Consider the following 19,596-nt stretch of genomic DNA (forward strand, 5'->3'; position numbering starts at 1 on the left):
CGCGCATGAGCGTCGCTCCGGCCCGGTTCGCGTCCGTCGATGCACTGCGCGGCCTGACGGTCGCCGCGATGCTGCTGGTCAACACGCCGGGCGACTGGTCGCATGTCTACGCGCCGCTGCTGCACGCGGAATGGCATGGCGTGACACCGACCGACCTGGTGTTCCCGTTCTTCCTCTTCATCGTCGGCGTATCGATCTCGCTGGGCATCGTGCCGCGTAGCGAAACAGGTGTGGCGCATGGCGTGCTGGTGCGCGCGCTGCTGTGGCGCGCGGCGAAGATCGTCGCGCTCGGCCTGGCGCTGCACCTGCTGGCGTACCTGATGCTGGACCGTCCGCAGTTCCGCCCCTGGGGCGTGCTGCAGCGGATCGGCCTGTGTTTCGCTGCGGCCGGCCTGATCGCGCTTTACGTGAAGCCTCGCCTGCAGTGGGCATTGATCGGCGCGGTCCTGCTCGGCTACTGGGCGCTGCTCGCGTCGTCCGGCTATGCCGGCTACACGAACCTGCCGGCACGCGTGGATACGGTGTTGTTCGCACCGTGGCTGTACCAGTGGGATGCGACGCTCGCGCGCGGGCAGGATCCAGAGGGGTTGCTGAGCACGTTGCCCGCCATCGCCACCACGCTGTTCGGCGTGCGGGCCGGCGCTTGGTTGCGGGGCGGTGCGCTGCGCACGCTGGTGCTGGCCGGCATGGCGGCCGTGGCCCTCGGACTGGCATGGAGCAGTGTGTTTCCATTGAACAAGGCGCTGTGGACGTCGTCGTTTGCGCTGTTCTCCGCCGGCTGCGCATCGCTTGCGCTGGCGCTCGCCCATGCGGCGGTGGACCGGCAGGGGTGGCCGGCGGTGGGGCGGCGCTTCGGTGTGAATGCCATCGCCGCCTATGTCGGCGCCGCCGTGATGACGTACGTACTGCTCGCGCTTGGCTGGATGGAGCCGCTGTACCGGGTCGGATTCGCCAACTGGATGACGCCGCGCTTCGGACCGTACCTGCCGTCGCTGGCGTTCGCGCTGGCCTTCGTCGGTGTCTGGTGGTTGCTTCTGGCGATCATGGACCGGCGCGGGTGGTATCTTAGAATCTGACTCCTGACCAAACGCGGTCCATGGATAAGGACGCTCAATCTGATGTGCGACATCACTAGGAGGAAAGAATGGCGAGTCGGATGCAGGCTTTTGTGATCGCGGGATTTTTGCTGGCAGCGTGCTCAGCTGAGCCTTCGGGTGACGACAAGACTAGGGTGCTGGTCTCAGAGTCAGTTGACGGGACTGTGACGCCCGCCGATCTTGCGTTGCCACTTCCTCGATTCGGTGCAGGCACCACAGCGTCGGCCGAGCAATCGATGTTGGCTGCAGAACATGAGGTCAGAATCACGGGAGGAAACTCACCGGTGATGGCGATGCCGGACTCGCGATTTTCAATGACTGAAAAAGGGCGATTCAGGCAACCGAGGGCGATGGCGTTCCTTAGCGAGGATCTGTTGCTGGTCGCAGAATTTCCGCGGACCCTGAAGCTCATGCGCGTTGCCGATGGAAGTGTGCACAGGGTGACGGGTGTGCCTGACGAATACTTCATCAACTCGCTCGTCGATGTGGTGGCACACCCTGACTTTTCCGAAAACCAGATCGTTTATCTGTGTACGATCGTGCGCGGCGCGAGCGGGCGCGATTCCCTCGGGGTGAAGCGGGCGCAGCTGATTCTCGGCCAGGATGGAATCTACTATTTGGTGGGACTGCAGGACATCGTGGCGAGTCTTGCCGGCTTTTCGTCGCAAGAGTATGGCTGCCGCATGGCGTTTGACGGCGATGGAAAACTGTATGTATCCGGGCCATTCCGAGGCGGAACCCAATCCCTGACATTGGACGATGGCAAGATATTCCGCGTAGGAGATGATGGACAAGTTCCTGCCGACAATCCGTTCGTCGAACTTGATGACTATTACGCGAAATATTTCTGGTCGCTGGGTCACCGTCGGCCCGATGCGATGGCGGCGGACACAGCCGGACGCATCTGGGTACTGGAGCATGGGGGAAATGCTGCAGATGAACTGAATCTCTTGGAGCGCGCAGGAAACTACGGGTATCCGGTGGTTGCGAAAGATAGTCCGACGCTGCCCCAGCATGAGACTCAGCCGTCTTTCATCGCGCCAAAGTTTTGGTGGAAGGACCGGATTGGTCCTGCGAGCATGATTGTCCACTCAGGGGAAATGTTCCCCGAGTTGCAGGGAAATGCGTTGGTGAGCGGTGAGCTGATCTCCAGCATCATTCATGTGAAGCTCAACGGAGAAGACGTGAATGAAGTCTCTCGGATTGGAATGCTCAAACCAATCAAAGAGATCGAGGAAGCGCCGGACGGGTCTATATGGGCCATCGAGTTCGGGGCGGAAGCTCGGCTTTGGAGATTGGCTTCGCCCTTGAATTGAGCGAATGAACGCGCTCCAGCTTTCGCTGATACTTGGATATCACGTCTTCTTCGCGTCGTTGGAGTAAAAAGGCCAGAGCCCCGTCCGGAGTTATCCCGATGAGAAAGTCGTCGCTATTCATCTGCTGCGCGTTGCTGACGGCCTGCCAAAGGGAGACTCCAGACCAGAACGGAGCGTCCGTCATACTGGCATCGCGATCCGTGTCGGAGGAGGTAGTTGTCTCGCAATTTGTGCGATATGACGTCCTGCCGCCACTTGTGGAGGCTGCCGACAATAGTCGGGTAACGGCACGTCTGTCGCGCGCCCTTCAGGTCCCCGACCCGCCGTTCACAAGTACGCCGGTCGCCACGTTCAACGAGCCCTGGGCGATGACGTTCCTGCCGGACGGTCGCCTGCTGTTGACCGAGAAGTCCGGAAAGCTCCGCCTGGTCAACGTCGCGAGCGGCCAGGTCGGCGAGATCATCGGGGTGCCGACGGTCGCCTACGGCGGGCAAGGGGGATTAGGTGACGTGCTGCTGCATCCCCGCTTCGCCGACAACCGGCTGGTCTATGTCAGCTATGCGGAAGCCGGCAGCGGCGGCACGCGCGGCGCTGCCGTGGCGCGCGCCACGCTGCAGCTCGATGCCAGTGGCAATGGCGGAAGCCTGTCCAACCTGCAGGTGATCTGGCGCCAGTTGCCGAAGGTGTCGGGTTCGAACCACTACGGACACCGGCTCGCTTTCGGAGCGGACGGCAAGTTGTGGATCACCTCGAGCGAGCGCGATCAGCAGACGCCTGCACAGGACCTGCAGTCCTCGCTCGGCAAGCTGATCCGGCTCAACGACGATGGCAGCCTGCCGCCGGACAATCCGTTCGCGGCGCAGGGCAGCATTGCGGCGCAGGTGTGGAGCCTGGGCCACCGCAACCTGCTCGGCATCGCCTTCGATCCGTCGGGACAGCTGTGGACGCATGAAATGGGACCGTCGGGCGGCGACGAGCTGAACCTGATCGAACGCGGCGCTAACTATGGCTGGCCCGTCGTGTCCAACGGCGACCAGTACGATGGCACTCCGATCCCGGACCACGTGACGCGACCGGACTTGAACGCGCCCGAGGCCTGGTGGTCGCCGGTCATCGCGCCGGCGGGCTTCGTCATCTACACCGGCAACCTGTTTCCCTGGTTCCGCGGCAAGGGCTTCATCGGCGGCCTGGCCTCGCAGGCGCTGGTCGAGATCGAATTCACCGGCACGCAGGCGCGCGAAGCGCGGCGCTATCCGATGGGGCGGCGCATCCGCGAGGTCGAACAGGGGCCGGACGGCGCGCTGTGGTTGCTGGAGGACGGCGCCGGCGGGCGGTTGCTGAAGCTCACGCCCAACCGCAGCTGATCAGGCCGTGCCGCCGTCCGTGCGCGTCTCGCGGCCGTTGCGGATGTCCAGGTACAGGCTGTAGGCGGCGGTGAACGCCGGCAGCAGGTTCTGCAGCACGCCCACCGCATCCTGCTTGGACGAGAACAGGAAGTAGCTCAGCGCCATCAGGCTGCCGGCCAGGCTCATGTACCAGAACAGGCGCGGGATGACGGGCCGGCGGGCGCGCCGCGAGGCGACGAACTGCACCACCCAGCGCGCGCCGAACATGGCGGCGCCGGTCAGGCCGATCAGCTTCCAGGGCGTCATGTGCAGGCCGGTCCAGCCCAGCCAGACGAGTTCCTGGTCCATCGCGCTCATGGCTTGCGCCCCGCGTTGATCTCGCTGATCGCGGTGACGTGGCTGCGCTGGATCAGCCACGAGACGCCCATGAGATCGCGCACGCCCACGAGGGCGCGCCCGAGGTTGGTGTACTTCGACTGCCCCGACCCACGCGGCCGGTGCGAGACCGGCACGCTGACGGTTTTCCAGCCCGCGCGCTGCATCAGCGCGGGCAGGTAGCGATGCATGTGGTCGAAATAGGGGAGGTCCAGGAAGGCGGCGCGCTCGAACAGTTTGATGCCGCAGCCGGTATCCGGCGTGTCGTCGCGCAGCAGGCGCTGCCGGATGCGGTTGGCCCAGCGCGACGCCCAGCGCTTGCTGGCGGTGTCCTTGCGGTCGACGCGCCAGCCGGCGAACAGCTTGGTCTGTGCATCGGCGGCGTCGCGCGCGGCGAGCAGCTTCGGGATGTCGCCGGGGTCGTTCTGGCCATCGCCGTCCAGCGTCGCGATCCACGGCGACAGGGCCTGCTTCACGCCGGTACGGATCGCCGTGCTCTGCCCGCTGCGGCGATGGTGCACCAGCACCCGCAGCTCGGGGACCTCGGCCTTCAGGGCCGTCAGCACGTCGCGGGTGTCGTCGTCGGACTGGTCGTCCACGCACACGATGTCGAAGGCGACGTGGCCGCGCAGGTGGCGTACCACTTCCTCGACCAGCGGCCCGATGTTGCCGCGCTCGTTGAAGACGGGAATGACGACGGACAGACTCGTCATGGGGCTGCTTGCTGGGGAAGGGAGGGTCATCGTCCACTCCGGCAGGTCAGGAAAATGTCGTGGTCCGGCCGGTAGAGGGCCGTCTTCACGTCGGTCAGCCCCAGCATCGTGTGGAACAGGTCGTCATGGCTGCGCTGGCCGGCCGCCTGGCGGCGCAGGCAAGTGTCGTCCAGACCGGTCGCCTTGCGCCAGCCTTCGGAGAACCAGGCGACCATCGGCACCTGCAACTGCTCGCGGGGGGCGATCGAATACGGCATGCCGTGCAGGTACAGCCCGTTCTCGCCCAGTGACTCGCCATGGTCGGAGACGTACAGCAGGGCTGTGTCGTAATCCTCCATGCCGGCGAGCGCATCGATGGCCCCGGCCAGTACGTGGTCGGTGTAGCGCAGCGCATTGTCGTACGCATTGACGATCTGCGCCCGCGAGCACCGGCCCAGGTCCGAGGTCTCGCAGACGGGCTGGTACACCTTGAAGGCTGGCGGATAGCGTTCGAAATACGTGGGTCCGTGGTTGCCCAGCATGTGCAGCACGATCACCTGATCGCCCGCGTTGCGGCGCGCGGCGTCTGCGAGGCCGGTAAGCAGGATGCCGTCTTCGCAGCGCTTGCCGTCGCACAGCGCGGGGTCGTTGCGTGCGTGCAGGTCCTCCACCGGCAGTCCGTTGCATACGCCCTTGCAGCCGGACTGGTTGTCCCGCCACAGCGTGGCCACGCCCGCACGCTGCAGCACGTGCAGCAGCGACTGGTGCCCGCGGATCTCCTTCTCGTCGTAGTGCTCGCGCCCGTATGGCGAGAACATGCAGGGCAGCGATACCTCGGTGCTGCTGCCGCAGGCGGCGACATGGGGGAAATTGAGTACGCCGCGCCGCGCCAGCTCCGGCGTGGTCTGGCGCGCGTAGCCGTTGAGGCCCCAGTTGGCGGCGCGGGCCGTCTCGCCTACGACCAGCACCACCAGGCGGGGGCGGCGCATGGTGGCGGCCGGCGACTGCATGGCGTCTTCGCCGATCGGCAGCTGCACGCGCGCCTTGCCCGGCGCCTCCTCGCTGACCACCTTGGCCAGCGATACCAGCACGTTGGCGGGCGTGACCAGGTAGCGTACTTCGCGCTGGTTGCGCAGGAAGGCGGTGAGCGGCTGGATCGAGGGCAGCACGCCGAGCGCGCCGACCACCACCATGCCACCGAGGAACAGCACGCGTGCCAGCAACGTGCGCGACCACGTGCGGGGACGCAGGCGCACGCGCCACACCACGAGCAGCGCGGGAACGGATGCCAGCAGCGGCAGCACGGCATCGGCGCCGGCCAGGTCGCTCGCCTCGCGCCAGTCGGTATGCAGCACGTTGCGGACCATGTCGGCATCGATGTAGATGCCGTAACTGGCCATGTAGTGGCCGGCCAGGGCCGCCACCACCACCAGCACCGACAGCACCCAGCGCGCGGTATGTCGCCAGACCAGCAGCGACAGCCACACGCCATGCACGGCGGTGACCAGGAGGAACAGCGACAGCGTCCACATACCGTGCGTCCACGGCTGGGGTGCGGCGGCGCGCCAGAATTCCGCGTTGGCGAACAGGCTGAAGTACAGGCACGCGAACAGGATCAGCGTTTCCGTGTGCAGTCGCGGCCGCACGGCGAGCAGGGCAAGCAGGCGTTGCCCGCGCGAGCCGGCGTGCGCGTGCTCGACGACCGACGCGCTCATGCCTGCTTCTCCCGAGGGGACGGTGCGGACAGGGCGTCCACGCCCCAGGCCACCGTCCAGCACACCGCCAGGCTGGCGATGTCGTGCGAGAGGAAATGCGCCCCGCGCAATTGCTGTGCTGCACCGAACACGGCACCGGCCACCAGGCCGACGGCGAGCCCGGCCCGGCGCCAGCGCGGTGCCACCTGCGACAGGAAGAAATACAGCGCCACCCAGGCATAGCCGCCCGCGGCATGTGCGGCGGGAAAACACGCGGCGGGCGGCATCGTCGCGGGCCGTGCTTCGAACAACGCCACGAACGCCCGGTCGCCTCCCAGGCCTGCCAGGTCCCAGGGGCAGTCCATGTGGGTCAGGGCCTTCAACGCGGCCACGCAGGCCACCGATGCGAAGACCGACAGCAGCAAGCGCGCCGCCGGCCGCGTCCACGCCTGCGAGACCGGCGAACGCCAGTGCAGCAGCGTGGCGACGAGCACGCCGGCCCAGGCCGCCTGGCTCAGGAGCCGGCCGCCACGATGCAGCGCCGCTTCCAGCAGCACGCTGCGCTTGAGCGACCAGGCGTCGCCTTCCCAGTGGAACAGCCCGTGGGCCACCGCCAGGTCCACATGGCGTGCGAGCCACCACGCGAGCAGCAGCACCGCCAACGACCACGGCAACCGCCACGACGGTCGGGCAAGGGAACGCGAGAGGGGGCGGACCGGGAAGGACGACATGCGGCAGGCGGCGAGCGGAACGTGCACGCATGCTGGTGGCGGTTACGTCGTAGCGCGGTCGGACGCGCGTCGGAGCCGCGTTAAGAGACGCACGCAAATGGGCGTGCGTGGTCCCGGGTTGCCGCCGATTCAGTCTTCGCTGACGTCCGCCGACCAGTCGGTCGGGACCTCGCAGCCCGGGATCCATGCCGCGCTCGGGGCCAGAATCCATGCGCGCCGGTTGGACGCACCGATGTCCACCACCTTCGCCGGGTCCAGGCAGGGTCCGATGGCTTCCTTGCGCAGGAACAACCAGCGCTGCGCAGGTGCTTCCAGCAACCACGTATGCGCGTGCTGCCATTGCGCGGCCCAGGGTTGCTTGAAGCCGAAGTCGGTGACCGGGCGGTCGGCCTGCAGCAGGTGCTGTTCGCGCCAGCCCAGCATGGCCAGTTCGGCCTGGGGGCCGATCCGTTCCCCGACGCGCTGCATCAGGGCCTTCGCCGAACTGTCGGGACTGAGCGCCGGCATGAAGCCCATGCCATACGCCGTCCACAGCGCCGCGGTGACCGCGACCAGTGCCACGGCCACCCGTCGTCGCGCCGCGACCATCACCACGACCGCCACGGCCGCGAAACCGGCCAGCCATCGCCCCAGCTGCGCCACTGTATCCATGTCCATGCCGCGGCCATCGACCAGCGCATGCACGCGCGCCGGCGACGCGGTGAGCAGCCACAGCCCCAGTCCACCGGCGACCGCCACGAGCACCGCCAGGTACGACCACAGCACCGTCCGCACGCCGCGACGGCGTAGCAACCCGGCCAGCAACGGCGACGCCGCCACCGCCAATGCCGGCAGCATGGGGAAGACATAGACCTCGCGCTTGCCCGGGCTGGCACTGAAGAACACCAGCACCAGCACCGCCCAGCCCAGCAGCAGCGCATGCCGGGGGTCCACGCGGCGCAGGCGTCGCCACCACGCCGGCACCAGCCAGGGTGCCAGCAGGACGCCCGGCAGCCACAGCGTCAGCATCGTCTGCAGGTAGTACCAGGCCGGCTTCACGTGGTGCCAGGCATTGGCATAGCGCGTGCCGGTCTGCTTGAAGAGCATTTCGCGCGCGTACGCGTGCAGCGCGGGATCGGACGAGGTCAGCGCGACCGACAGCATCGGCACCAGCCACACTCCGGCGCCGGCGACGAAGCCCGCCACGCCCGCCAGCGCGTGCACGCCACGATGCGGCGGCAGCGCGCGGCGCGACCTCCACCGCGCCCACAGCCAGGGCACGAAGACCAGCAGCGGCAGGAAGCCCACGCCCTTGGTCACCGTGCCCAGCCCCGCCGCGAAGGTGCCCAGCGCCAGCAGCCACGCGCGCGGCGTTTCCAGCAGGTAGCGCATCAGCGCCCACAGCGACAGCGTGGTCATGCCCACCAGCACCATGTCGATCTGCGCCCGCTTGGCCTGCAGCGCGAACTGCAGGCACACGAACAGGCCGAACACCGCGTAGGGCACGGCGCGGCGGCCCCACAGCCGGCGCGCCAGATCGCCGGACAGCCACAGCGTCAGCAAGGCCGCCAGCAGCGAGGGCAGCAGGAAGGCCACGTGCCAGTCGCGCACCAGCAGATAGCTGGCCGCCTGCAGCCACATGAAGGTCGGGGGCTTTTCCGCGTACAGCTCGATGCCCCGGTGCGGGAACAGCCATTGCCCGCTCTCGACCATCGTCCGCGCCGCCAGCACGAAGCGCGGCTCGTCGGCCGGCATCGGTTCGCGCAGGCCCAGGCCCGCCAACAGCGCCCACACCACCAGAGCGATCAACAACGGGGTCTGCCAGCGGGGGGCGTGTCGGAGCGGCGTCGGTCGCATCGGCAGGGTCGGCGGTCGGCAGTCGGGCGCATGATCGTGGATCATGCGGCGTAAGAGAACCGTCGGAGTTCCGACGGCGTTTCGACGTCCGGCCTGCGATGCTGCCGGTCCTCCTCCCTTCGCGCGGGCCCTGCCGATGCGGCTGCTGGTGATCGAAGACAACCGGAACCTGGTCGCGAACCTGTTCGACTACTTCGAGGCGCGCGGCCACACCCTGGACGCGGCACCCGACGGCGTGACCGGCCTGCACCTGGCCGCCACGCAGGCGTACGACGCCGTCGTGCTGGACTGGATGCTGCCGCGGCTGGAGGGTCCGGAGGTCCTGCGCCGGTTGCGCGAGGACCATGCCTCCGACGTGCCGGTCATCATGCTGACGGCGCGCGACGAACTGCCGGACAAGATCTCCGGTTTCCGCGCGGGGGCCGACGACTACCTGACCAAGCCGTTCGCGCTGCCGGAACTGGAGGTCCGCCTGGAGGCGTTGCTGGCGCGCGTGCAGGGCCGGCAGCGGCGCAAGCTGCTGCAGGTGCACGATCTGACCCTCGACCTGGCCACGCTGGAGGTCATGCGCGCCGGACAGGCGCTGCACCTGTACCCCGCATGCCGCAAATTGCTGGAAACGCTGATGCAGGCGAGTCCGGCGGCCGTCACCCGCCAGCAACTGGAACATGCCCTGTGGGGCGACGATCCGCCCGACGGCGACATGCTCCGTTCGCACATCTACGAACTCCGGCGCAGCGTGGACGGCCCGTTTCCGGTCAAGCTGATCCATACGCTTCCCCGCACCGGCTACCGGCTCGCCGTGCCCCACGGGACGACGGAGGCATGAAGCGCCACCGCAGCCTGAGCGGGCAGATCCGGCGGCTGCTGGGCGGCTACGCCGTGCTGCTGGCCGCGGTGATCCTGCTGGTCTTCGCGGACGACTTCCTCGAGGACCGGGTCTGGAAGTCGCTGCTCCACCGGGAGATCGCCGAACACCTCGCGCGCCGGCAGGCCGATCCGCACCATCGCTGGCAGGACACGGACGCCGTGCAGCTCTACGGCGTGCCCGGCCGTCCGCCGCCGCCGGGCCTGTCGATGCTGCCTGCGGGCGTCCATGACGACTTCTGGTTCGACGGGCGCGAAAACGTGGTGCTGGTCGAGCGCGTGGACGGCGTGCAGTACTTCGTCGTGCGCGACATCACCGGGATCGAAGCCATCGAGGACGCGCTGATCATCGGCTCGCTGGGGCTGGCGCTGGTCATGCTGGTGGTGATCGGCGTGATGGTGGCGCGCGGCGTCGGCAATTCGTTGCGGCCGCTGTCCGACTTGGCCGACGACATCGATGCACTGTCGCCCGACCACGCGGGCCAGCGCATCGCGGTCGCGCGGGACGCCAGTGCGGAGCTGCATGTCATCACCAACGCGCTCAATGACTATCTGCGCCGCCAGGACGCGTTCGTCGAGCGCGAGCGCGTCTTCATCGACACCGCCAGCCACGAGCTGCGCACGCCCATCGCCGTCATCGCGGGCGCCAGCGAGCTTGCGCTGGACCAGACGGGACTGCCCGCGCCCGCTCGCCAGCAGGTGCAACGCATCCACCGCACCGCGCGCGACGTGGAACGGCTGATCGGCTTGCTGCTGGCCCTGGCGAAGGATCCGGCACGCCTCTCGCGCGCCACGGAAGTCGTGCCGTTGCACGAGTTGCTCCCCGACATCATCGACGACCACCGCCACCTGATGGCAGGCAAGGACCTGTCGGTCGTCATCGACGCGCTCGCGCCATGCAGCGTGACCGCGCCGTTGCACATCGTGCAGGCCGCGATCGGCAATCTGCTGCGCAACGCCATCGAGAACAGCGACAGGGGCCAGATCCACGTGGCGCTGGACGCGGACGCCACCGTCACCGTGCAGGATCCCGGCCATGGCATGACGCCGGAAGAGATCAGCCGCATCTATGCGCACCTGGCGCGGGGCGGCAGCCGCGAGGGCGGCGGCATCGGCCTGGACCTGCTGGCGCGCCTGTGCGAACACTTCGGGTGGACACTGTCCATCCAGTCCGCCCCGGGTCGCGGCACGATCAGCCGCCTGCGGATCGCGCGTTGACGCCGGGCTTCGCCGGCACGCGCTAGCATCGTCCCGCCTTTCCCGGAGGACACTGTCATGAAGCGGCCGTTGTTCTGCCTGTCCCTGGTGCTGCTGTCGGCCTGCCAGCCCTCGGCACCGCCCGCGCCCCCTGTAACGCCGGCCTCCACGCCTCCGGTCTCGGCGGCGCCCGTGGCACCCCCCGCACCCACGCCTGCGGCCGAAGCGCCCGCATTGTCACCGCCATCGTTCGATTGCGCCAAGGCGCAGGCGGTCGCCGAGCGCTTGGTCTGCGGCGACGCCGAACTCGCCGCGCTGGATCGGCAACTGGCCAGGCGTTACGCCGACGCCAGGGACACGGACCCTGCCACGCAGCGCGGCTGGGCCAAGGGGCGCGACGACTGCTGGAAGGCCGATGACCTTCGCCTGTGCGTGCTGGAGTCCTATCGGACGCGGCTGGTCGAGCTGGCCATCGCGGCGCCCGGCGTCGTGGTGCCGAAGACCGTGGAATACCGATGCAGCGACAACCGCCTGCCTTTCACGATGGTGTACTACAACGACATCGATCCGCAGGCGGCGGTGATGACCTGGGGCAACGACCAGGCGATCGTGTTCCCGCAACCGGCCGCCAGCGGTGCGAAGTACGGCCGCGTCGGCATCGAGTACTGGGAGCACCAGGGCGAAGCGTCGGTCGATTTCTTCGGCAACAAGCTGACCTGCAAGCCGGTGGAATGACGAACGCTGACGCGCCCGCCGGCGTGGCGGGCGCGTCCGTGCCGCGTCGGCGCTGTCAGCGCACGCGGCGGTAGCGGACTTCGTTCTGGCGATCGCCGACCTGCGTGGTCACCAGGCCATCGCGCGACGGGTCGATGTCGAACGCGGTATTCCCCACGTTGAGCCGGCCGTCGTTGATCCAGCCGTCGACCGTCTGGTCGCGCGTGCGGGCCGTGGCGCGGCCATCCGCGGTGATCGTGAGGGTGACGTCGCGGTCGTACACTGCGTTGTAACCCTCGAACGTGCCGATCATCCACGACGGCACGTACGAGCTGTGCCGGGCACCCTGGTAGCGGTCGTCGTCGTACTTGTCGTCCGTCTTGTTGGCGTTGTGTGCGATCGCGCCGAGGATCGCCGCACCGATCAGCACGCCCGCCGCAACCTTGGCGTCATGGTCGTCGCCGTGGTGCCCGGACGAGCTGGTGTGCACGCGGAAGGTCGCCCGGCAGCCATCGTCCACCCAGATCTCCCGACGGTTGTAATCCCAGGTGCGGCCTTGCGTGCAGGACGTACTGGACAGCTGCCGGTCGAGCGTCACGTAGCCCGCGGTGGTGATCGAACAGCTCTGGTAGCGATCATTGCGGCTTTCGCAGGTCACGTAGTCGTCGGCGCGTGCATCGGCGCCCCAGAGGCCGGCACCGGCGAGACAGACGGACAGCAGGAGGCGCGTGCGTTCCATGACGGGTCCTTCGTGTGATGGTGGGAGGGCGCGGCTCCCCCGGCCGCGGCGACACGATACCGTGCTCCCCTGCGGACGGGAGACGGAATGGCCGACCGTCCGTCAGCCGTCCGCCGTCCGCCGTCCGCCGTCAGCCGTCAGCCGTCAGCCGTCAGCCGTCAGCCGTCAGCCGTCAGCCGTCAGCCGTCAGCCGTCAGCCGTCCGCCGTCAGCCGTCAGCCGTCAGCCGTCCGCTGCTGCCTGATGGCCAGCACGCGCGCCGCCTGCAGGGCTTCGCCGATCTGCACGCCCGACATGCCCTCGCGCACCACATCGCGCGCGCCGACCCGCAATGCGGCTTGGTGCAGGCGCACCAGTGCACGCCCCTGCGGATAGTCGGCCTGCCGCTGTCCCCCGCGGCCACGCTTGTCCGCTTCGCAGACGGTCGCCAGCCACGGGATGCGTTCGGGTCGCCGGAATGCATCGCAGCGGGTAAGCAGTTCCACCACGGTGGCATCGCGCAGCTCGGCGAGGCGGTGCACGTTGAGGTGCTCGCGGCATGCCATCACGGCCAGTTCGCGGTAGTCCACCGGCACCTTCAGTCGTTCGCACAGTGCCATCACCGGCTTCACCCCGGCATGTTCATGGCCGATGTGCTTCGGCAGTACCGCGGCCGGCGTCAGGGCCTTGCCCAGATCGTGCACCAGCGCGGCGAAGCCGATGCGCGCATCGCCCGGCGCGAGTTCCGCCGCCATGTCGCTGACCATTTCCTGGTGCACGCCGGTATCCACCTCCGGGTGGTATTCCGCGCGCTGCGGCACCCCGTACAGCGCATCCACTTCCGGCAGCACCACCGCCAATGCGTCGCAGGCGCGCAACGTGGACAGGAAGGCGGAGGGCGTCGTGGACGCCAGCGCACGTCGCAGTTCCTGCCACACGCGCTCGGGCACCAGCGCCTCCAGTTCGCCGCTGGCCACCATCGCGCGCATCAGCGCCATCGTCTCAGGCGCGATCGTGAAACCCAGTGATGCAAAGCGCGCCATGAAGCGGGCCGCGCGCAGCACGCGCAACGGATCTTCGGCGAAGGCCGGGCCCACATGCCGCAGCACGCGCGCCGCGATATCGCGCGCGCCGCCGTAGGGATCGACGAGCGCGCCGTCGTCGCCCTGGGCAATGGCGTTGACGGTGAAGTCGCGCCGCAACAGGTCTTCTTCCAGCGTTACCGAAGGGTCGGCATCGACGACGAACCCGCGATAGCCGCGGCCACTCTTGCGCTCCGTGCGCGCAAGCGCATGCTCTTCGCCCGTGTCCGGATGCAGGAATACAGGGAAGTCGCGTCCCACCGCCTTGAAGCCGAGGTCTTCCATCTGCGCCTGCGTCGCACCCACCACCACCCAGTCCCGGTCGCCGGGCGCCAGGCCGAGCAACCGGTCGCGCACCGCGCCGCCGACGAGATAGGTCTTCATGCCGGCATGATGCCGGATCCGGAGCGCGATGCGGAGCTACTGCAGCAGCGACGCGAGTCGCGACCGCGACCTGTGCAGGCGATCAGCCCGACGATCGTGCGCGATGATCCGCTGACAACGCGACTTCCCGATGCGGAACGTGTGCCGTCCTGTTCCGCGGTCGCGACTGACGTCGCTCCTACAGGGGCGCAGCGTCATCAGCTCTTCGGCATCTGTGCTGTCGGGCAGGTGAAGGCCTTGCGCTTGGCCTGCACTCGACCCATCAGGCGGTCGCTGACCGGCAGGGCGCTGCCGTTGAGGCGCCAGTCGTAGATCACGCTGAAGGCCAGCACGCGCGCGACGTACTCGCGCGTTTCCTTGTAGCTGATCGTCTCGATCCAGACGTCGGGATCGAAGCCCGGCCGCTGCGACTGCCAGCGTGCCGTCGGCGCCGGCCCCGCGTTGTAGGCGGCGATGGCGACATAGGGCACGGCGTACTTGTCTTCCATCTCGCGCAGGTAGGCGGTGCCGATGGCGATGTTGGTGTCGGCGTCGTACAGGCTGGCCGCGCCCGCGTAGGGAATGCCCAGGCGCTTGGCGACGCCCGCACCCGTGGAGGGCAACACCTGCATCAGGCCCATGGCGTTGGCGCCCGAGCGTGCCTTCGGGTTGAAGATGCTCTCGGCACGGATCTCCGCGGCGACCCAGGCCGGATCGATGCCGTGCTTCGCGGCTTCGCGCTTTATGGTGTCTGCATGGTGCAGCGGGAAGCGCAGCCGGTACAGGCGCTGCTCGTCGGGCTGTTTGCCCAGCGAGAACACGGCACGGTCGAACCAGCCATTGTCCTGCGCCACCTGCACCGCGATGCGGCGCTGGGTATCGTCGAAGCGGGACAGCGCCTCGTTCCATTCGGCCGTCGCCCAGCCCGGACGCTCCAACTGCCAGAGTTCCATCGCCCGAACGACGGCGGGGTCGCGCGCCACGGCTTGCACGGCGGTGGCGGGGTCGTTCGGGATCCAGGCGCACAACGCGTAGGGCTGCTCCAACCGATCAGCGGCGAGGAAGCCATGGAAGGTCGGGCTGCCCGCAGTCTCCCGGTAAAGACGCTGTGCGGCGGCGCGGTCGCCGGTCTTCTCGCTCATGCGGGCTTCGAAATACCGCCAGCGCGAATCGCTGCGCTGCGCCGGTGGCATCTTCTTCAGCGCCACGAGCGCCGAGGGCCAGTCGCCGCGCGACAGTGCCTCGCGTACACGCCATTCGTGGAGACGCTCGTCGTAGGAAGACTCGGGTACGTTGCCCAAGCGGCGCGCGGAATCCGGTCCGTAGGATGCGACCGTCCACAAGGCGATCTGGTACAGCACCTGCCCGCGCTCGTCGGGGCCCATGCCCAGCGCGTCGGCGTATTGCGGCAGCATGCGCTCGGCCGTGTCGGGATCGTTCTGTGCGAGTCTCGACAGGCCGTGGGCCGCCATGCGGCGGCTGCGGTCGGTCTTCGGCCAGTTCATCGCGCGAGGATGGACGGCATCGATGAAGGCGGCATAGTCGTTGGCGAGTGCGGCCTCGTCGCCGGGCAGGCCACGCGCCGCGCTGCGCATCACGCCGGTCTGGCGCTCGGCCGCGGCCGCATCGATGCGCTCCCAGCGCAGCGCCGGCGCCAGCGCGCCCTGGCTAGCCAGCACATTGAAGACGGGGTCGCACCCATCCGGAAGCGACTTCGCGCCTTTCCGCCAGAGCGCCTGCGCCTGTTCGGTCCACGCGGCATCGATGCGTCCGGTGGCCTGGCGCGCCTGCAGGTGGGCGCACTGCAGGGCGACGCTGTCGGTCGGTTTCCATGCGGCCAGGAACGTCGGCCAGTCCTGGCGGCGCGCCAGGGCCGCCAGCCACAGGCTGCGGAGTTGCGAGGCGACGGCCTGGCCTTCGTAGCGCGCGAGGAAGGCCTGTGCCTGCGACGTGGATATCGCATCGGGGTCGCGGCGCAGGGCCGCGAACTCGAGCCATCCGTAGAGGGGATGGCGGGTAAGCGACGACGCGGTGCCGGCATCGAAGCGACCGGCCTCGGCCGCGGCGAGCGCATCGCGCATCACGTGACGTTGTGCGTCGAGCGACTGCGCGCGCGAGAAGGGTGCGTTGCACAGCCCGGCGAGGGCAACGAGTACGATGAAAGGCGTGGATCGGATCATGCCGGGACTATACCCAAGCCTGCTGAACGTCCACGTAGACAACGCGTGACAGCGAGGTGCTGATTGGAAGGTGTCTGGATTTTTCCGTTGCTCGGCGTGCTGGCCGGCATTCTCGCGGGCCTGCTCGGCATCGGGGGCGGCCTGGTCCTGGTCGCCGCACTCGCGTGGATCCTGCCCCTGCACGGGATTCCGAAAGACGCGGCGATGCATGCCGCGCTCGCGAGCTCACTGGCGAGCATCGTGTTGACCGCATCGTCGTCGGCGTACTCGCATCATCGTCGTGGCAGCGTGCTGTGGCCGACGGTGGCGTGGATGGTGCCCGGCCTGTTGCTGGGTGGTTGGGTCGGCAGTGGCCTGGCGGTCCACCTGGACGACGACGTGCTGCGCTGGATCGTCGCCGGCTACTGCTTCATCGCCGGCGCGCAGATGATGTTCGGCGGCAACGCGCATCCGGAAGGACGTGGCGTGGCTGCGCCGCGCGGCCCGGTGATGAGCGCGGCCGGATCCCTGATCGGCGCGGTATCGGCGGTCGTCGGGATCGGCGGCGGCAGCATGACGGTACCGCTGCTGGTCTGGCGTGGCGTGCAGCCCGTGCGGGCAGTGGGCACCTCCAGCGCGTGCGGCGTCGCCATCGGCATCGCCAGCGCGGTGGGGTATGCGGCGCATGCGCCCGCAGGCGCATTGCCCGCGCACGCGGTCGGCTACATCTACCTTCCCGCCGCCATCGGGGTCGCCATCGCGTCCGTACTCGCCGCGCCGTACGGCACGCGCCTTGCGCATCGCATCGGCGGCAAGGCCTTGAAGCGGGTGTTCGCGGTTTTCATGGTGGTGATGGGGATCGCGATCATCGCGAGTGGGTGAGTCGGCGGATCCACGCCAAGGCTGTCCCGCCCCTTCCTCAAGCAACCGGGATGCAATGGAAGAGGCCGGCGCAACGCCGACCTTTCCGTGTCGTGGCCAGGGCCTCGATCCACACCCGGGCGGGCGGCTCTGCACCGGCTGCAACGATGGGTCGCGGCCTCAGCCGATGCCTGCGGCTTGAAAAATAAGACTCATTCGCATTTAATGACCGCAGAGCCTTCGGGCCCTTGCGACCCGATGCGTCGGCAAGGGCTCGGGCAGCCACGGCGGTGAGATTTGGCCCCGTGCTGTTCCCCGGCGCTGCCCTCCCCCTCCCCCAGGCCCCTCCATGCGTCGTCCGATTTCGTCCCATCCCCTGGTTCGCCCTGCACGGCGTTCCGGCCCCGCACCCCGAAGCGCGCGCTTGCCGGCGGCACTCGCGGCCGCGCTGTTGAGCGCATCCGGCGTTGTCATGGGTTCGCCGCAAGCGGCGACGCCGTCCACCGCCAGCAGCAGCGCCACCGACCTGGACGCGGTGCTGGTGGTCGGCCAGCGTGCCAACCGCGTCAGCAACGGCGCGACCAACCTGGATCTGGCCATCAAGGAGACCCCGCAGTCGATCAGCGTGGTCAGCAGCGAACAGATGGCGCAGTTCGGCGCCGACAGCCTCAACGATGCGCTGCGCCTGGCCACCGGCATCCAGGTCGAGGAATGGGAAACCAACCGCACCAACTATCTGGCGCGTGGCTTCGAGATCAAGAGCACGCAGATCGACGGCGTCGGCATGCCCAACGACTGGGGCATCGCCACCGGTGCGATGGACGCCTTCGGCTACGAGAAGCTGGAAGTCATCCGTGGCGCGAACGGCCTGCTCACCGGCGTCGGCAATTCGGCCGGCACCCTCAACTACGTGCGCAAGCGTCCGACCAACGAGGCTGAAGGCCAGGTCGGCGTGAAGGTCGGTTCGTGGGGCGAGCGCCGTGTCGAGTTCGATTATTCGATGCCGTTCAACGAGAACGGTACCTGGGCCGGTCGCGTGGTGTTCGCGCGGGAGGAAGGCGACTCCTACCTGCGCGACCTGGAGAACGAGCGCACCTTCGGTTACGCGGTGATCGATGGCCAGGTGGGCGAAAACGGCACGCTGGCGTTCGGCTATTCGTGGCAGCAGGCCGATACCACCGGCAACATGTGGGGCGCGCTGCCGTTCGTGAACACCGATGGCACGCAGCCCTCGTGGGACGTGGGCGCCTCGACCACGGTGGACTGGGCCTACTGGGACACCAACACCCAGACCGCCTTCGTCGAATACACGCACCAGCTGGGCGAAGACTGGCGACTGAAGGCGACCTACAACCGGCGCAAGGGCGAGAACGACGACGAGCTGTTCTTCGCGTACTCCCTTACGGGTCTCGATCCGGTCACCGGCACGGGTCTGCTGGGCTGGGCCTACAAGGGCCAGGACGAGCTGACGTCGGATCTGGCGGACCTGAGCGTCAACGGCCGCTTCCAGCTGTTCGGTCGCGAGCACGAGGCGATGTTCGGCCTCAGTCAGGCGGAGAGCGAGCAGGCATACTGGATCAATCCGGCGCCATCGGATTCGCCGGCGTTCGGGGCGCTTCCCGGGTTCCCGTACGCGGGCGACGCCGTACCGGAACCCCTCTGGGGTGCCCGCCAACGTTCGAGCTTCTTCAACCAGCGCCTGCGCCGTGCGTTCGGCGCGACGCGCCTGTCGCTGACCGAAGACGTCAAGGCGGTGCTGGGCGTCAACTACGCCGAATACCACCGCGACGGCGCCAACGGCCCCGATCCGTTCGATGAGACGGAGAGCAACACCAGCCCGTACGCCGGCCTGACCTACGACTTCAGCGACGACCTGCTGGGCTACGTCAGCTACTCGGACATCTACCAGCCGCAGGACCAGCGAGATTTCGCGGGCTTCTATCTTGCGCCGTCCAAGGGCGTGAACTACGAAGTGGGCGTCAAGGCCGAGTGGTTCGACAAGCGCCTGCTGACCACGCTGGCGTACTTCTCTGCCGAGCAGGAAGGCCTGGCAACCTTCGCCGGTTACAGCAGCGAGACCCTGATGAACTACTACGTGCCCAAGGACGTGGAGTCGAAGGGCTGGGAGTTCGAGGCCACGGGCAGGCTCGGCGATCACACCGACCTGGTCTTCGGCTACACCCACCTGAAAATGGACGGTGAAGAGGGCACGCTGACCTACAACTGGGTGCCGCGCCGTACTGCCAACCTGATGCTCAGCACGCGCCTGCCTGCGTACGAGGCGGTGTCGTTCGGCATCGGCGGTCGCTGGCAGAGCGCCATCTCCAACGTGGAAAGCTACAGCGGCCAGACCGTGCGACAGGGCAGCTACACGGTGCTCAATGCATTCGCGGCGTGGGACTTCCTGGAGAACGCCACCGTGCGTGCCAACGTAGGCAACCTGACCGACGAGAAGTACATCAATACGCTGTACCAGATCGGCTACTACGGTGCGCCGCGGCACTGGTCGCTGAGCCTGGAATACCGCTTCTGATGACGTCCCGCCCCGA

16 protein-coding genes are annotated in these 19,596 nt (G+C 68.1%); 8 read left to right on the forward strand and 8 right to left on the reverse strand.

Going from position 1 to position 19,596, the window contains the following annotated elements:
* Nucleotides 1–5: 5 nt before the first annotated feature.
* The 3 genes from ACSQ19_RS08205 to ACSQ19_RS08215 all read left to right on the forward strand — a co-directional run bounded on the left by ACSQ19_RS08205 (nt 6) and on the right by ACSQ19_RS08215 (nt 3,777).
* Nucleotides 6–1,076 carry an acyltransferase family protein gene (locus tag ACSQ19_RS08205; protein ID WP_435996176.1) on the forward strand — a complete coding sequence of 357 codons (1,071 nt, stop codon included), beginning with the start codon at nt 6–8 and terminating at the stop codon, nt 1,074–1,076.
* A gap of 80 nt (nt 1,077–1,156) precedes the next feature.
* Nucleotides 1,157–2,413: a PQQ-dependent sugar dehydrogenase gene (locus tag ACSQ19_RS08210; protein ID WP_436040776.1), complete on the forward strand. Its 1,257-nt coding sequence runs from the start codon at nt 1,157–1,159 to the stop codon at nt 2,411–2,413.
* Nucleotides 2,414–2,706: 293 nt separating this feature from the next.
* Nucleotides 2,707–3,777, forward strand: a complete 1,071-nt coding sequence (locus ACSQ19_RS08215; protein ID WP_436000909.1) for a PQQ-dependent sugar dehydrogenase — start codon at nt 2,707–2,709, stop codon at nt 3,775–3,777.
* On the opposite strand, the gene ACSQ19_RS08220 is transcribed toward ACSQ19_RS08215, so the two are convergent.
* The 5 genes from ACSQ19_RS08220 to ACSQ19_RS08240 form a co-directional block, all read right to left on the reverse strand.
* On the reverse strand, nt 3,778–4,116 hold the full coding sequence (locus ACSQ19_RS08220; RefSeq protein WP_435996180.1) for a lipid-A-disaccharide synthase N-terminal domain-containing protein: 339 nt from the start codon (nt 4,114–4,116) through the stop codon (nt 3,778–3,780).
* A complete protein-coding gene (locus ACSQ19_RS08225) occupies nt 4,113–4,847 on the reverse strand; it encodes a glycosyltransferase family 2 protein (protein WP_296281368.1) in 735 nt (244 codons plus the stop codon). Before ACSQ19_RS08225 ends, ACSQ19_RS08220 begins: the two co-directional genes overlap by 4 nt.
* A gap of 26 nt (nt 4,848–4,873) precedes the next feature.
* Nucleotides 4,874–6,541, reverse strand: a complete 1,668-nt coding sequence (locus tag ACSQ19_RS08230; RefSeq protein ID WP_435996182.1) for a phosphoethanolamine transferase — start codon at nt 6,539–6,541, stop codon at nt 4,874–4,876.
* Entirely contained in the window at nt 6,538–7,251 is a 714-nt protein-coding gene (locus ACSQ19_RS08235) for a phosphatase PAP2 family protein (protein ID WP_435996184.1), read from the reverse strand. The genes ACSQ19_RS08230 and ACSQ19_RS08235 overlap by 4 nt, the downstream gene beginning before the upstream one ends.
* A gap of 129 nt (nt 7,252–7,380) precedes the next feature.
* Nucleotides 7,381–9,087 carry an ArnT family glycosyltransferase gene (locus ACSQ19_RS08240; RefSeq protein ID WP_435996186.1) on the reverse strand — a complete coding sequence of 569 codons (1,707 nt, stop codon included), beginning with the start codon at nt 9,085–9,087 and terminating at the stop codon, nt 7,381–7,383.
* A gap of 136 nt (nt 9,088–9,223) precedes the next feature.
* Here ACSQ19_RS08240 and ACSQ19_RS08245 point away from each other — a divergent pair, with 136 nt between their 5' ends.
* From ACSQ19_RS08245 to ACSQ19_RS08255, 3 genes are read left to right on the forward strand one after another with little or no spacing between them, the layout of a single operon-like run.
* Nucleotides 9,224–9,916, forward strand: a complete 693-nt coding sequence (locus tag ACSQ19_RS08245) for a response regulator transcription factor (protein ID WP_435996188.1) — start codon at nt 9,224–9,226, stop codon at nt 9,914–9,916.
* Nucleotides 9,913–11,172: a sensor histidine kinase gene (locus ACSQ19_RS08250; protein WP_435996190.1), complete on the forward strand. Its 1,260-nt coding sequence runs from the start codon at nt 9,913–9,915 to the stop codon at nt 11,170–11,172. The genes ACSQ19_RS08245 and ACSQ19_RS08250 overlap by 4 nt, the downstream gene beginning before the upstream one ends.
* A 57-nt stretch (nt 11,173–11,229) precedes the next feature.
* On the forward strand, nt 11,230–11,886 hold the full coding sequence (locus ACSQ19_RS08255; RefSeq protein WP_435996192.1) for an MliC family protein: 657 nt from the start codon (nt 11,230–11,232) through the stop codon (nt 11,884–11,886).
* A gap of 55 nt (nt 11,887–11,941) precedes the next feature.
* On the opposite strand, the gene ACSQ19_RS08260 is transcribed toward ACSQ19_RS08255, so the two are convergent.
* The 3 genes from ACSQ19_RS08260 to ACSQ19_RS08270 all read right to left on the reverse strand — a co-directional run bounded on the left by ACSQ19_RS08260 (nt 11,942) and on the right by ACSQ19_RS08270 (nt 16,207).
* Complete coding sequence (locus ACSQ19_RS08260) at nt 11,942–12,604, reverse strand: DUF3011 domain-containing protein (RefSeq protein ID WP_435996194.1); 663 nt, start codon at nt 12,602–12,604, stop codon at nt 11,942–11,944.
* A 214-nt stretch (nt 12,605–12,818) separates the two neighbouring features.
* Nucleotides 12,819–14,048 (reverse strand): multifunctional CCA addition/repair protein, encoded by a 1,230-nt coding sequence (locus ACSQ19_RS08265; RefSeq protein WP_435996196.1) that lies wholly within the window; start codon nt 14,046–14,048, stop codon nt 12,819–12,821.
* Between the two features lie 197 nt (nt 14,049–14,245).
* Nucleotides 14,246–16,207, reverse strand: a complete 1,962-nt coding sequence (locus ACSQ19_RS08270; RefSeq protein ID WP_435996198.1) for a transglycosylase SLT domain-containing protein — start codon at nt 16,205–16,207, stop codon at nt 14,246–14,248.
* 63 nt (nt 16,208–16,270) lie between these two features.
* On the opposite strand from ACSQ19_RS08270, the gene ACSQ19_RS08275 reads away from it, so the two are divergent.
* Both ACSQ19_RS08275 and ACSQ19_RS08280 read left to right on the forward strand, forming a co-directional pair.
* Nucleotides 16,271–17,068: a sulfite exporter TauE/SafE family protein gene (locus tag ACSQ19_RS08275; protein ID WP_299345175.1), complete on the forward strand. Its 798-nt coding sequence runs from the start codon at nt 16,271–16,273 to the stop codon at nt 17,066–17,068.
* 451 nt (nt 17,069–17,519) lie between these two features.
* Nucleotides 17,520–19,580, forward strand: coding sequence for a TonB-dependent siderophore receptor (locus ACSQ19_RS08280; protein WP_435996201.1), 2,061 nt, complete (start codon nt 17,520–17,522; stop codon nt 19,578–19,580).
* Nucleotides 19,581–19,596 lie beyond the last annotated feature (16 nt).

Origin of the sequence: Pseudoxanthomonas sp. LjRoot127 (assembly GCF_964253495.1) — a bacterium.
Classification (GTDB): domain Bacteria; phylum Pseudomonadota; class Gammaproteobacteria; order Xanthomonadales; family Xanthomonadaceae; genus Pseudoxanthomonas_A.